The sequence below is a fragment of the Rossellomorea sp. DA94 genome (assembly GCF_029834455.1).
Lineage (GTDB): Bacteria > Bacillota > Bacilli > Bacillales > Bacillaceae_B > Rossellomorea > Rossellomorea vietnamensis.
Window position 1 is genome coordinate 3,760,001 of record NZ_CP122397.1, and the last position, 14,231, is coordinate 3,774,231.

General features: G+C 44.6%; 12 protein-coding genes (1 of these 12 cut by a window edge). 1 reads left to right on the plus strand and 11 read right to left on the minus strand.

The features are described from left to right. Positions 1–125: the start of a DMT family transporter gene (locus P8596_RS19620; RefSeq protein WP_224522095.1), read on the minus strand. Its footprint begins 793 nt before the window's first position; the window shows 125 of its 918 coding nt (coding positions 1–125); it begins with the start codon at positions 123–125; its stop codon lies beyond the left edge, outside the window. A 104-nt stretch (positions 126–229) separates the two neighbouring features. Between P8596_RS19620 and P8596_RS19625 the strand changes: the two genes are divergently transcribed. Then, on the plus strand, positions 230–922 hold the full coding sequence (locus P8596_RS19625; protein WP_254652211.1) for an MgtC/SapB family protein: 693 nt from the start codon (positions 230–232) through the stop codon (positions 920–922). Positions 923–972: 50 nt separating this feature from the next. Here the strand turns inward: P8596_RS19625 and P8596_RS19630 are convergent, their stop codons facing one another. From P8596_RS19630 to P8596_RS19675, 10 genes are all read right to left on the minus strand, one after another. Further along, entirely contained in the window at positions 973–2,841 is a 1,869-nt protein-coding gene (locus tag P8596_RS19630; RefSeq protein WP_254652212.1) for a PTS fructose transporter subunit IIABC, read from the minus strand. Between the two features lie 14 nt (positions 2,842–2,855). Further along, entirely contained in the window at positions 2,856–3,767 is a 912-nt protein-coding gene (gene pfkB, locus P8596_RS19635; protein ID WP_254652213.1) for a 1-phosphofructokinase, read from the minus strand. Beyond that, positions 3,764–4,516, minus strand: coding sequence for a DeoR/GlpR family DNA-binding transcription regulator (locus P8596_RS19640; RefSeq protein ID WP_254652214.1), 753 nt, complete (start codon positions 4,514–4,516; stop codon positions 3,764–3,766). The genes pfkB and P8596_RS19640 overlap by 4 nt, the downstream gene beginning before the upstream one ends. A gap of 357 nt (positions 4,517–4,873) precedes the next feature. Then, on the minus strand, positions 4,874–6,853 hold the full coding sequence (gene ltaS, locus P8596_RS19645; protein ID WP_279724787.1) for a lipoteichoic acid synthase: 1,980 nt from the start codon (positions 6,851–6,853) through the stop codon (positions 4,874–4,876). Between the two features lie 416 nt (positions 6,854–7,269). Beyond that, positions 7,270–8,280 carry an ABC transporter permease gene (locus P8596_RS19650; RefSeq protein WP_254652215.1) on the minus strand — a complete coding sequence of 337 codons (1,011 nt, stop codon included), beginning with the start codon at positions 8,278–8,280 and terminating at the stop codon, positions 7,270–7,272. 1 nt (position 8,281) lies between these two features. Further along, positions 8,282–9,133, minus strand: coding sequence for an ABC transporter permease subunit (locus tag P8596_RS19655; protein WP_279724789.1), 852 nt, complete (start codon positions 9,131–9,133; stop codon positions 8,282–8,284). A gap of 160 nt (positions 9,134–9,293) precedes the next feature. Continuing rightward, positions 9,294–10,115 (minus strand): Cof-type HAD-IIB family hydrolase, encoded by an 822-nt coding sequence (locus tag P8596_RS19660; protein ID WP_279724791.1) that lies wholly within the window; start codon positions 10,113–10,115, stop codon positions 9,294–9,296. A gap of 94 nt (positions 10,116–10,209) precedes the next feature. After that, positions 10,210–11,667 carry a glycoside hydrolase family 32 protein gene (locus P8596_RS19665; RefSeq protein ID WP_254652218.1) on the minus strand — a complete coding sequence of 486 codons (1,458 nt, stop codon included), beginning with the start codon at positions 11,665–11,667 and terminating at the stop codon, positions 10,210–10,212. Further along, the gene (locus tag P8596_RS19670) at positions 11,667–12,623 is read right to left on the minus strand and encodes a carbohydrate kinase family protein (protein WP_254652219.1); all 957 of its coding nucleotides are present in this window, start codon (positions 12,621–12,623) and stop codon (positions 11,667–11,669) included. Before P8596_RS19670 ends, P8596_RS19665 begins: the two co-directional genes overlap by 1 nt. An 86-nt stretch (positions 12,624–12,709) precedes the next feature. After that, positions 12,710–14,083, minus strand: coding sequence for a sucrose-specific PTS transporter subunit IIBC (locus P8596_RS19675; RefSeq protein ID WP_254652220.1), 1,374 nt, complete (start codon positions 14,081–14,083; stop codon positions 12,710–12,712). Between the last annotated feature and the right edge of the window lie 148 nt (positions 14,084–14,231).

The following is a 14,231-nucleotide window of genomic DNA, read 5'->3' on the forward strand; positions in this document are numbered from 1 at the left end:
AACAACCGGTAAAATGCCAAAATGCCTGACGGCGCACTCGATACCTTCACTAAGATGGCGGAGGTAGAAACGGAGATGACTCCGATAGCAAGGATAAGGTATGGATTTACTTTCGCATCCGACATGACAGACCTCCTGATATATGTTGTTCATTGCTCTATTTTATAATCAGACGAATCGAATTACTACATGAATTTTTTTGCAGTCTGGAAGGATTGGAGGGGGATGGATGGAGCTACTAGATACGACATTCTTGATAAAACTCGGTGTTTCAGCCGTATTGGGATTGATCATAGGTCTCGAGAGGGAATTAAAGAGAAAGCCTGTTGGACTGAAGACGTCCCTTGTCATTTGCATTGTGAGTTGTTTATTGACGATTGTGTCCATGGAATCCGCCTATCTTTCTGAAGGATCGGACAAAGTGAATATCACCATGGACCCGCTTCGTTTAGCTGCTCAGATTGTTTCAGGTATCGGCTTCCTCGGAGCAGGTGTCATCCTTCGCAAAGGAAACGATAGTATTTCAGGTTTGACCACTGCCGCGATGATTTGGGGGGCGGCAGGAATAGGGATAGCCGTCGGTGCAGGCTTTTATTTCGAAGCAACTGCAGTGGTCATCCTTTTGATCGTATCCGTTGAAGTGGTCCCGGTCATCATTACTTACTTAGGCCCAAAACGTTTGAGGGAAAAAGAATTGTCCCTTCGCGCCACGATAGCCGAGAAGAAGGAGATCAAGACGATCATTGAGAAAATCAAAGCCGAAGAAATCACTATTGAAAATATCCGGATCAAAGACTTAAAGAATCAGCACCATCTATTAGAATTAAAGATCATTGTCGATTTCAGGAAAAAGACGGTAGACATTTACTACACCATTTCAGAGATAGAAGGAATCAAGGATGTAGAGATTGAGAGCTTATAAACGCAAGAAAGAACGAGGGAAAATCCCCTCGTTCTTTTATTTGTCCTTCTCTATTTTACTGGTTTCTTCAAGAAGCCTACCATCAGCGCTGTGATGACGGAGCCGATCAGAACCGCCAGTAGATATAAGAACGGATTTCCTTCCACTACAGGGAAGACGAATAATCCTCCATGAGGTGCTGGTAAACCGATCCCGAAGAACATGGTCAGCGCCCCTGCGATCGCCGATCCTGTCACAATCGAAGGAATCACACGGAATGGATCCGCTGCTGCAAATGGAATCGCACCTTCTGTGATAAAGGAAGCGCCCATAAAGTAAGCTGCTATACCTGCTTTTCGCTCATTGTCATTGAACTTCTTCTTAAATAAGGTTGTAGCCATGGCGAGTCCTAATGGAGGAACCATCCCTCCTGCCATGATGGCCGCATGGGGAGCCAGGTTACCGCCTTCTATCATGGCGATACCGAATGTGAAGGCAGCTTTATTGATGGGACCTCCCATGTCGACAGCCATCATTCCACCCAGGATCAACCCGAGCAATATCAAGTTCCCTGTTCCCAGCCCGTCAAGCCAGTTCTGTATGCCTGTATTGACTGCACTCAGAGGTTCAACCAGGAATTGAAGCATGATCACACCTGTGATAAAAATACCAAGCAACGGATAAATGAGTACCGGCTTGATTCCTTCCAGTGCGGAAGGGAAATTCTTCGTTAAACGTTTGATTCCAAGTACGACATAACCGGCTAAGAAACCGGCAATGATTCCGCCTAAGAATCCACTTTGACCCGTTGCCGCAATCAATCCGCCCACCATACCAGGGGCAAATCCCGGTCTGTCGGCAATACTCATGGCAATGAATCCTGCAAGGACTGGAACCATCAGGTAAAAGGCATTGCCTCCACCGATCGTATTCAAGATCGCTGCAAACTCATTATACTCGGGAGAATCAGGGTTCGCTGACTGGATGCCGAATAAGAATGAGATGGCAATCAGGATCCCTCCCCCTACCACGAATGGAAGCATGTTGGATACACCATTCATGAGATGCTTATAGAACCCTGATTTTTGCTTTTTCTCAGAGCCCTTGTCGGAATCTTTCTCCTGCTCTCCCCCTTTATATACCGGGGCATCCTGTGTCATAGCTTGATTCAATAGTTCTTCAGGACGCCTGATCGCTTCGGCCACTGGGACTTCGATGACGTGTTTTCCTTCGAACCGGTTCATTTCCACTTTTGTGTCAGCTGCGACAATGATGGCTATGGCACTTTCAATGTCCTCTTGTGTCAGGACGTTCTTCGCCCCTCCTGAACCATTCGTCTCTACCTTCAGGTTCACATCCATCGTTTTCGCCTTAGCCTTTAAAGCGTCGGCTGCCATATACGTATGAGCGATCCCTGTGGGACATGCCGTTACAGCAAGGATTTTCCCACCCGGAGCAGACGTTTCAACCGTTGTCTCTTCTTCCTCACCATCATGGGCATTAATGATTTCCAAAACCTCTTCTTCCGTACCTGCGTTCAACAGTGCTTTCCGGACGTCCACATCCATCAGCATGGACGACAGGCGACTGAGTGCTTCTAAATGGGTTTGATTCGCCCCTTCAGTCGCGGCAATCATGAAGAACAAATGAGCTGGTTCGCCATCAAGAGATTCATAGTCAACACCCGCTTCTGATTTTCCGAACGCAATTGCAGGTGATTTCACAGCGGATGTTTTCGCATGGGGAATCGCAATCCCTTCCCCGATCCCCGTTGTACTCTGTGCTTCCCGATTAAGGATTGCTTTCTTGAATTCATCACGGTCCTGCAATTTACCACTTTGATCCAAAACGGATACCAACTCGTCTATGACTCCGTTTTTCGAATGAGAAGACACATGGAGCTGAATCGTATTCTTTGTCAGTAATTCCGTTATTCTCATTTTGAATTCCCCCTCTATATGTTTGTAATCTGAATGTCTTCGAATAATCTTTCCACGTGTTCAGAAGAACAGAGACCAATGGAATAGGCTGTCGCCGATCCGGCTGAGGTACCCAAGCGGAACGAATCCTTCACGCTCCATCCCCTCGACAGGCCGGCAAGGAATCCTGCGACCGTTGAATCCCCTGCACCGACCGAGCTTTTCAATTCCCCCTTAGGTACAGAGGAATAAAACACTTCATCTTCAGTCAGGAGAAGTGCACCTTTTTCAGCCATGGACACCATGACGTTTTCAACTCCGGTATCCTTGAGTTTCTTTCCGTAATGGACTGCTTTTTCGATAGAGTCGATCTCTACATCAAACATTTCCCCGAGCTCATGATGATTCGGCTTGATGAGGAAAGGCTCTAAGGGCAGGACCGGTTCGATCAATTTTTTCTCAGCATCGATGATCACTTTCGTCCCTTGTTTTTGACATCGTACGGCAATCTCCTGATAAAATGTTTTCGGAACCGAACCAGGTATGCTTCCTGCAAGAACAATCATGTCATCTGCCGACAAGGAAGATATTTGATCGAGCAGCTCCCGTGTATGCTCTTCATTGATGGATGGCCCGCTCCCGTTTATTTCGGTCTCATCATCCGCCTTCACCTTGACGTTTATGCGAGAGGCTTCCTCTACCTCGACAAACTCTGTCCTGATATCCTCTTGATTCAAAAATTGTTTAATGTACTCTCCCGTATATCCCCCTGCAAATCCGAGAGCCACACTATCCACATTCAATAGGTGTAAAACGCGGGAGACATTGATCCCCTTTCCCCCTGGAAAGGCACTTTCTGCACTGCTCCGGTTAAGACCGCCTTTATGGAATGAGTCCAGTTCCATAATGTAATCCACAGAGGGGTTCAGTGTTAATGTATAAATCATGCTGTCACAACCTTTATCGTAGTTTGATTCTTCATCGCCGTATCATGTTCTTCATCCAAATTGTTCGTTATGATCATCGCCTTGTCGAGATCGACTATTTTACTGAAAGCAATCTCTCCAAATTTCGAATCGTCGGCAAGAAACATCGCTTCTCTTGATAACTCTATGGCCATGCGCTTCACCTGGGCCTCTTCCGGATCAGGCGTCGTGAAACCATATTGTGCATGAACGCCGTTTGCTCCCATAAACGCTTTATCAAACCGGTATTGACGAATGGCATCCAGTGCCCCACTGCCGACCATCGCTCTCGTAACGGGCTTGACGTACCCACCGATCATATACGTCTTAATCCCTTTCTGAAGCAGGGCTTCCACATGGGTCAATCCATTCGTGACGACGACAATGTCTTTTTCAGGAAGATGATCGATCAGACTCAAGGTCGTCGTACCGGCATCCAGATAGATGCAATCCCCATCTTCCACAAGAGAGGCTGCGTATTGGCCGATTATTTGTTTTTCATGAAGGCTTTTGGATGATTTTTCAGAAACGCTCAATTCCTTCAATTTCCCTTGCAGCTTCGATGCTCCGCCATGGACCCGTTTCAGGAATTTTTCCTGTTCAAGCTGTGTTAAGTCCCTGCGAATCGTTGACTCTGAGGCATTCGTTGCATCCACGATATCCTGGATCTTAATCGCACCCTTCTCCTTCAATAAGTTTAATATAACTCGATGACGTTCCTCGGTTAACATGGTCTCTCCTACTTTCTCCGATCGTTTGTTACCTTTATTATAATGAGAACGGTTACAAAAATCAATCATTTTTAATCAAAAACAATCACAATCAATCATATTTCATTCATAAATGAGCATCAGTTGGCTAGCCCAGGGTGGGTTTGCCTGTTGAATCAGCTTTTATATTTACCTGTCAAAATCGGTTATATATTTGACAGGCAAAATCATCGGTATTTTCTCCTGTTGAAACCCTTCCTCTTTTCAGCTGCTGATTTCCCCGACATAATCAGCAGCTGAACTTACAACCCCTACCCACAACAAAAAAAGCCAGCCCCCTCACCATCATGGTGAAAGGACTGGCTTACTATTCCCGAATTACTCGTGAGACTCTTCCTGAGAAGTTTCAGGATTTTCTGCACTTTTCGGATTCGGGTTTATATATTGATAATCTGAACGATCGATTTGCTTATAGCCTTCTGGCTTGTAGAAACGAAGTAAGTCTTCATAGACTACTTTATCTGAAAGCTCAAGACGTTTCGTAGCTTCTTTAGAAGCTTCTTCACATGCGTTGCTTCCTTCTTCTACAGGTTGACCCGTTTCGTTATTATAACATACTCCTTTGATATCAGAGTATTCAGGTGTGATGACGTCTCCATTACGGAAAGGAACGATCTGTTTACGATCTTTGGACAATAAGTCCTGACCGAAACTGATGTAGTCCTTGTTATCCACACCAAGAAGGTTGAATAGTGTTTCACGTACATCCACTTGACCACCGTATGTGTGGTTGACTTCACCTTTTACTCCTGGAGCAATGATGAATAAAGGAACGCGTTGAAGCTGTGCATTTTTGAAATCTGTGATTTCTTCGCCTGTGACTTGTTCCATGGCTCTATTGTGGTTTTCTGAGATACCATAGTGATCACCGTAAAGGACGATGACGGTATCATCATATAGTCCACTTTCTTTCAGATCATTAAAGAATTGTTCCAATGCAGAATCCATATAGTTGGCCGTTTGGAAATAACGGTTCACTACACCATCGCCAAATTGGCCCGGTTCGAAGTCTGTATCATTTTCATGACGATCGAACGGGAAGTGGTTCGATAGTGAAATGAATTTCGTATAGAACGGCTGTGGTAATTCTTTAAGCATCGGCATGGACTCTTTGAAGAACGGCTTATCCTTTAATCCGTAAGGAAGCTGCTCTTCAGGTTTACTCATATCATAATACGTTGCATCGTAGAACTCATCATAACCCATCGTACGATACATTTCAGAACGGTTCCAGAACGTTTTATAGTTTCCGTGGAACGCAGCTGAAGTATATCCTTCACCTTTTAAGATTCCAGGTGCTGATTGTAACGTGTTATTGGCGTTCGTCATGTAGACGGCACCCTGAGGTAAACCGAATAATCCATTTTCCATGATGAACTCGGCATCGGATGTCTTCCCTTGACCCGTCTGGTGGAAGAAGTTATCGAAATAGATCGCATCTTCTTTTTCCACTAGGGAGTTAAGGAATGGTGTTACCTCTTGACCATCGATTTCTTTCCCTATTACAAAGTTTTGCAGGGATTCCATCGATACATAAATGACGTTTTTCCCTTTTGCTTTACCGAAATACTCAGGGTTCGGATCCACTTTATTTGCTTTTACATAGTTCTCTACTTCTGATACTTCATTGCTGTCTGCCAGGGCACGCTTGGCAGATGTCTTAGAGTTCTGGATCACATCATAAATCGTGAAGTTGTGAGTACCAAGATACTTCACAAGATAGTTACGGTCAAAGCTTCGTGTCAATAGTTCCGGACGGTCGATCTCTGCAAGACCAAGGTTCAGTAAGAATACAAGGACTGCCGATGTCATGACCGCGAATACTGAACGGAAGCGTAATTTTTCCTGTGGCTTCACTTTCTTCATGATCATCAGTCCGATGATAATGAACAGGTCAGAGAAGTACAGGATATCGATAGGACTCAATAGTTCCAGTGCACTTCCGCCAAGTCCGTTATTCGTCTTCGCCTGAAATAATACCGGGACTGTAATGAAGTCATTAAAGAAACGATAGTACACGACGTTCGCATACAGGACAAAGGACATCAGGAAGTTGATGACGATGAATGCAATATACCGTCCCTTGCCTTTCCAGAATAATGCGAGAGCAAAGAATAGGAGCGCTGAACTTAATGGGTTAAGAAATAAAAGAAAATGCTGAAGCGCATTTTGTATTCCGAGATTAAATTCAGCTAAATATACCGCGTAGGTCTTGATCCAAAATAATACGACGACTGTAAAGAAGAACGATAACTTCCCAGTGCGCATATCTTCAAACTGTCTTTTAAAGAAGTTCATACTTCATCACCTTTTTATTGTATTTAATTTGTAGCACTTATGAGCATCATTTGATTAAGGAATTGTTAAGCGAATGTAAATCCATTCGAATCAACAACGAGTATTATAACAAAAATTGATTTCATGTGTATAACAATTTGCGGTAATTGTATCAAAAATATTTCATGGGGATTCGACAATCACCGCTGATTGCGGTGTGGAATCCATATCAGACAAGGGTTGAGGAATTTTGAACAAGAAGTGAACGGCCCATATATTCCCACTCTTGTGGTTGAATATACTACCATTGTTAAAATTATCCGCGTTTTGTTTACTCAGTGTAAACTAATTCCCCATATATCTTTACGTAAAACATCAATATCTAATGAAATTATTCCCAGTAAGTCAGGTGTCTTCTCCTTTATTATGCTCCACCCTTACATATTTACCTTTTGAAAATCGGACTTATCGAGCCCTTTCACTTTGTTTTCCTTCACCTGGCGGTAGGCCGCTTTGAATTTCTTTTTATAGTAGGATTGTCCGCTCGTTGCCTGGACATATCCTTCTATCATGAACGAAACCGATAGCATCGTCGCGGAAAAAAATAGGATCGGCGTCAACGGGATCCACGGTGACCCTTGTAGATAGCGGAAGGAATCGCCTATCAGACCGGACCATTCATACGTAATCGATCTTGGAGGGTCATGTACCATCTGATAGTCCACGTCCGTCCCACCCAGGAATAAGGTGAGCAGCCCAAGATGTATGAAAATGACGAGCGTTTGCATGAATTGCTGCCCCAGTAAAATCACGAGCTTTTCTTTCATGGAAGGTAAGATATGCTTAAAGATGATCCTCCACTTCCCTGCCCCCAGTGTTTTCGCACTCAAAATGAATTCCTGCTTGTACACTAAAGACACTTCATTTCCAAGAAGCGCAGACAGGATCGGGACGATAAGGAAGGTTAATATGAGAATTTCGATGACGAACCGCTCCACGATGGAAGTGGAAAATCCTTCGAACGGTTCCCAAAGGACCGGCTCCAGCAAAAAATACGCAAGAATCGTCAAAGGGATGTAGTGGAAGGAATCGACCCAGCCATTGATGTACTTCTTGTACTTCATCAGGAAGGTTCCCAGTATCAAACCGAGGGGAACCGATAAAAATACCCGTAAGAAAGCAATCACAAAGGCCGTTAAGATGGTATATTTTGCCCCGATGATGATTTTACCGAGCATGTCAAGGCCCTGGGCATCGGTCCCGAATGGAAATAACCACTTCGGTGAAATAGGCGAAGATTCCACGACGACTCCTTCTACAGAGATAAAATACAGCCTTCTGACTTCGTTCCCCCATATAAACGAATACAAGAAGCTTGAAGCAATCATCACAAAAATAAAGGTTAATCCAATAAGAAAGAACGGATTTTTCCATACGCTTTTTTTCATATTAAATTTCCTCCCCCTTGTTGGCTTTTTTAGAGAGAATCATTTCTCCCACCGTATAAAAAACAAACAGAGGAATGAAAATCGAAAGAATGGCGATCGTAAACATCTTCGGCTGTAACGTCGACTTCAGGAAACGGGTAATCCCGGCGATATTGAACAAAAGCTCCAGGACGAACAAATTGGAAAGCATGAACCACACCGTTTTCTTCGATTGAAAAAAAACGGAGATGATGGCATTCCTTAATATATGGAAGGTTAAGATCACCAGTTTCCCCAAACCGATTGATTGAGCAAGTGTCACATAGTCTTTTCCTTCTTCCCTTTCAAATGAAAGGATTGAAATCCGAAACAGCTGGACCGTAGGCAATATCGCCAACACAAGGATGGGAAGAAGATATGCCTTTTCTGTCGCCACGGAAGCAATTTCAAAAAATAAAATGCCCGTCTGCTTATAAAGAAAGAGGACAAGAAGCTGAGAAAGCAAGATGACCAGCACATCCGGTATTGATTCGAATAAATATAGGAAGAATTTGATTCGATTTCGTTTTTTCTGTGAAAACAGCATGGTGAAGATCGTGAGGAGAATGCTTAAGAAACTTGCGAGAAGAAATGCGGAAAATAAAATGATGAGTGAATAGATGATCGGCTCCCATAAATAAGGAAACAGGCTGCGTTCCTGCTCTAAACCGATGACCTTATATGTTAAATCCCCGGCATGAAACAGGGCATATACGATTTCTTTTACCGATTGCCAATACGCCTGCAATCTCAATTCCCGCTCGCCAATACCCGAAAGCAGTACGGGCAGGCCGCCTATAAAAACGATTCCTATGATCGATAATAGGAATTTCACTACAATACCACCTATAAATTTCAACTCTCTGTCCCCCGTTTTCGATGTTACTTTTAATAGTATCATAGATCGGAAGGTTTTATACATTTTTTCCCTTTTATTTTCAAGCAGGCAAAAATAAAGACCGGAGTCCACTAAATGGACTCCGGTCCTTTCACAATCAGATTTTGGACAGTTCATTCAACACAAATGTTTCGACCACTTCTGCTACTCCGTCCTCCATATTGGAAGCTGCAACGTAATCCGCCTTCTCCTTAATGTCATCCGGGGCGTTACCCATGGCGACTCCGAGGCCGGCAAATTCAATCATGGTCAGATCATTGTAGCTGTCCCCGATGGCAATGACTTCCTCGGGCTTGATTCCCATTGGTTTGATCAGATAGTCGAGGCTGGCTCCCTTTGTGACACCCAGCTGGGTGAATTCCAGGAAGAATGGCTTCGATCGCATCACGCTTAGTTCACCATCAAGCTCGGCTTGGAGCTTTTTCTCCACTTCCGCCAAATGATCGGCTTCTTTCAACATAAGAGCTTTCACGACCGGGCCCGTGATCGCTTCCTTAAAATCCGGAACGACCTTCACCGGCAGGCCAGTCAGGTCACTTTCTATGGAAGCGAATGGATTCGTTTCTTCTACTATAATGGCATCTTCTGCATAAGTCAGAATACCTACATCTTCACGCTTACTTATATCATATAAGGAATGAGCCGTTTCAGCTGTAAGAGTTCGGCTGTATTTCTCTTCATTTGTCTTGCAATCAATGATTTTCGATCCATTGAAAGGTAGGTTGTAGCTTCCGTAATGATCAAGTTTCAATTCTTCCGCTACCCATCGCATTCCCTGGGTTGGACGCCCAGATGCAAGGACGACTTTCACTCCGGCTTCCTGTGCCTGTATGAGAGCGTCTTTCGTACGTTTTGAAATCGTTTGGTCATTCCGTAATAATGTATCATCTAAATCAAGTACAATCATTTTATAGCTCATAAAGAACATCCTTTCAGGAAATCCATTTTTATATTATCTTACTATAACATTTACCTACATATTGAAAAAGAAAATAGACCGCCAGATTGGCCGTCTATTTCAAGTTTACATGTTTCAGATCCCATTTTCTAATGGTAAAAACAGCCTGATGTGACGTTTCAAATCGGACCGTATCATTGCTTGGTGATGGGTAGAATCGGGCTGTAAATGTTTCCTCTCCTTCATTGACGAATACTTCAATGGAAGACGTATCCACAAATAGCCTTAGTGAATGTAACGTCTTCACTGAGCATTGACGCTTCTCTACCACTCCATTCACAAAGCTTTTACGCTCAAGAGTCACGGTCTGTTCCCCTGAAGAATAAACAAATCTGATTCCATCTCCGACCGTAAAATCAAACCAGCCTTCAATAATAGAAAGATCACTCACTTCCAACTCAAAGGCTTTTCCCTTCACCCCATCGAGTTCGCGGGTTTCTTTATTTAATTCCACCCTCTGCCCGATCCCTGTTCCGACTCTTAAATCCTGCATTTCTTCAAGAGGCATCTGCCTTACCTTTCCGTCCACACATTTCAGCTCACGAGGGATCGTCATGGTATGAAGCCATTTATGTTCAATGGTGGGATGCTCCTGTTCGTTCTGATCCGGTACGCTCATCCATGCAAACAGGATACGTCTGCCTTTGTCGTCCAATGTCGTTTGCGGTGCATAGAAGTCGAACCCCCTGTCCAACTCTTCAAACTCCCCATGTTCAAATGTACCTGTTGCTGAATCGAATTGTCCGGCCACATATCCTGCCTGATAAACATTCTGATACTTCATCCCTGATGCATTTACTCCTTGAGGAGAAAAAATAAGGATGTCTTGGTCTCCCAGCGGAAACAGATCTGGACATTCATACATATAACCGAAGTCAGCAAGCCTGCCTTCCCCTCCACCTGTGAGGACACCTTGATAGTCCCACTTCACCAGGTCCTCTGATTGGAACAATGCGACAGCACCTTTTAATTCCCGTGTCTGGGCACCGACCACCATAAAAAAGGATCCATCCTGTTCCCACACTTTCGGATCGCGGAAATGGGCAGTAAATCCATCGGGCAGATGAACGACAGGTCCCTGTTTGTCAAAATGAAGGCTGTCTTCTGAAATCGCCAGGCACTGATAAGATTCGCGGTTCCCTCTTTCGTCCTTTACATTCCCTGTATAGTAGGCATAGATTTTACCGTCGTGTTCGATGGCGCTGCCTGAGTAACAGCCGTTTTTTTCATACCATTCTGATGGGGTGAGGGCGATTTCTTCATGGGTCCAATTGATTAAATCGCTGGAAGAGTAATGACCCCAGAACTTTGCCCCGTGTCCTGTCTTGAAGGGCATCCATTGATAGTACACATGATAGGTGCCTTTGAATTGGATGAACCCGTTTGGATCATTTAATAAGCCAACTGGAGGCATAAGGTGATAATGGAGGCGGTATGGATCTTTCTTTACCACATCCTTATGCTTTTCCATTTCTTCATAGGCTGCTTTTCGCAGCTGTTCATCCCTCGGCATCACACTTCCCCCTTTTTCAGATGAAGGCTGACTTCCTCCAGGGAGGGAAGGGCCGTCATCGCTCCTTTGGTGGAGGCGGTAAGTGCCCCTGACACGGCAGCAAACCTGGCCATCTCCGCTGCTTCTTCGATAGAGAGTGACTCTATCCTTCCCTGATATTCATGTAGTGAGTATAGAATCCCTGATACGAACGCATCACCGGCTCCTGTGGTGTCCACCGCTTTCACCTTCATGGCCGGAACATATTGTCGATCATCACCAATGCACACATAACTTCCTTCTGCTCCCATCGTAATGATTAAAAATGGGATATGGTAGGATGTCAGCTTCCTGATCCCGGCTTCGATCTCTTTTTCTCCTGTAATGAATTCGAGTTCTTCCTCAGAGATTTTCACGACGTCCGCTTCAGAAAGCATGCTCTTGATCATTGCCCTGGCGTTTTCTTCAGAATCCCATAAACCCAATCGTAAATTCGGATCATACGACACCAATAAACCATTCTCTTTCGCTACCTTCACCGCATGATGCGTTGCTTCCTTCGCCGGCGAGCTGATCATGGAGATGGAACCGAAGTGAAGGATCTTATGGGAAATGAAATCTTCTTCATCTATATCACTCACTTGGAGGAACCGGTCAGCACTCGGGTCGATATAAAAGTCGAAGCTGCGCTCCCCGCCTTCTCCATTCGTTACAAACACGACACCCGTACGAACGTCAGAAGTCAGCAGCATTTGATTGGTACTCACTCCATATTCCCGGAGGGTTTCATGAAGGAACCTCCCTAATACATCGTCTCCCACTTTCCCCAGGAAAGTAGACCTTGCACCCAATCTTGCGAGTCCTACCGACACATTTGCGGGAGCTCCTCCGGGACTTTTTTGATAGGTACTATTGTTTTTGTCTAACGGGATGAAGTCTATCAATGCTTCTCCCAGTGAAATAATTCCCTGTTTCATAGGGGATTCCTCCTTGTTTCATATAGGTTTTCTTTAAATATAGCAAATCCTTATCAGTCACGTGACTGATAAGGAAAATGATTTTTTTATTTTGTTTCTTCCTTCCAACCAAGCAATAAGGTTGCAATGAAGGCGCCTGCTACAGCGATGACAAAGCCAATTCCATAATTTAGAGGATCCTGGGCAATCGCAAACATCGGAATACCGGTGAGGCCGATTCCATTCGCCATCACATGGGTGAATACGACGTACGCGCCACCAAGCGCACCACCTATTGCCGCACCGATAAAGGGTCGACGATGCTTTAAATTCACTCCGAAGATAGCCGGTTCTGTAATTCCAAGAAAAGCAGATACCGCTGCAGGTACAGCGATTTCCTTCGTTTTCTTGTTTTTCGTCCTGAAGAAAACAGCAAGTGTCGCCCCACCCTGTGCAACGTTGGCCATGGCCCATATCGGAAGCAAATAGTTCCCTCCGATGTTCGATAACAGCTCAGCCTCGATGGCATGGAAGCTGTGATGAACACCTGTCAATACAATGGTTGAATACAGTCCTCCGAAGATAAGTCCCGCGATTGGTCCGGCTGTATTATAAACAACATCCAGAACCGTCGTAATACCATTACCAAGGATTCTGCCTAGCGGACCCACGACAAGCAGGGCGGTGAATCCTGTAAAGATGACCGTTAAGAATGGTGTCACCAACAAATCTATCGTATTTGGCACCACTTTGCGTAATCCCTTTTCTACCTTTGCCATGACGTAAACCGTCAATAATACTGGAATGACTGTTCCCTGATAGCCGAGCATTTCAACCCCGAATCCGAAGAAATCAAGTGTGGAGGGCTGTGCGTCAGCAAGACCCCAAGGATTCAATAATGCCGGGTGGGTCATAATTCCCCCGATGACCGCACCTAAATAACCATTTGCGCCAAATTCCTTCGCAGCACTCATCCCGATCAGGATCGGTAGAATAATAAACGCTGCAGAAGAAAACATATCGAGCATGACGAATAGACCGCTTTCAGGATCGACCCATTCATACGTTTTCATCAATCCAAGTAACCCCATCAACATACCAGCCGCTACGATGGCCGGGATGATTGGAACAAATATATTGGAAAGTGTACGGGCAAAGCGGGCAAACGGGTTCATCTTCCGTTTCGCTGCATCACTGTGTGTCTCACCCGTTGGTGACTTATCATCCATTGTTGCCCCGACAAGCGGTGCAAAATGTTCAAATACTTTGTTTACATTCCCAGTCCCGAAGATGATTTGGAACTGTCCGGAGCTTGAAAATGCCCCTTTCACTCCATCCAATTCTTCGATGGCACTCTTGTCTATCTGAGTTTCGTCATCAATGACGAGACGCAGCCTCGTCGCACAATGTGTAGCACTCACTACATTATTTTTACCGCCCAATAAAGGGACAAGCTTTTCAGCCACTTCACGATAATTCATTAAGAATCCCTCCTGTTTATTAAAGAAAATCAATAAAAAAAGACCCAGTACCCTTAAGAGGATAGAGGTAGGTCAAAGAGAGACGCTTACCATTATCGTCTTAAAGATTCTAGGTCTTGCCTGCATGATCAGTAACAATCCTACTGTA

Excerpts from the sequence above, each read along its gene's own strand:
- pfkB (WP_254652213.1), bottom strand. The coding sequence starts at position 3,767 with ATGATTTATACATTAACACTGAACCCCTCTGTGGATTACATTATGGAA.
- P8596_RS19660 (WP_279724791.1), bottom strand. The coding sequence starts at position 10,115 with ATGAGCTATAAAATGATTGTACTTGATTTAGATGATACATTATTACGG.
- P8596_RS19670 (WP_254652219.1), bottom strand. The coding sequence starts at position 12,623 with ATGAAACAGGGAATTATTTCACTGGGAGAAGCATTGATAGACTTCATC.
- P8596_RS19625 (WP_254652211.1), top strand. The coding sequence starts at position 230 with ATGGAGCTACTAGATACGACATTCTTGATAAAACTCGGTGTTTCAGCC.
- ltaS (WP_279724787.1), bottom strand. The coding sequence starts at position 6,853 with ATGAACTTCTTTAAAAGACAGTTTGAAGATATGCGCACTGGGAAGTTA.
- P8596_RS19650 (WP_254652215.1), bottom strand. The coding sequence starts at position 8,280 with ATGAAAAAAAGCGTATGGAAAAATCCGTTCTTTCTTATTGGATTAACC.
- P8596_RS19665 (WP_254652218.1), bottom strand. The coding sequence starts at position 11,667 with ATGCCGAGGGATGAACAGCTGCGAAAAGCAGCCTATGAAGAAATGGAA.
- P8596_RS19675 (WP_254652220.1), bottom strand. The coding sequence starts at position 14,083 with ATGAATTATCGTGAAGTGGCTGAAAAGCTTGTCCCTTTATTGGGCGGT.
- P8596_RS19630 (WP_254652212.1), bottom strand. The coding sequence starts at position 2,841 with ATGAGAATAACGGAATTACTGACAAAGAATACGATTCAGCTCCATGTG.
- P8596_RS19640 (WP_254652214.1), bottom strand. The coding sequence starts at position 4,516 with ATGTTAACCGAGGAACGTCATCGAGTTATATTAAACTTATTGAAGGAG.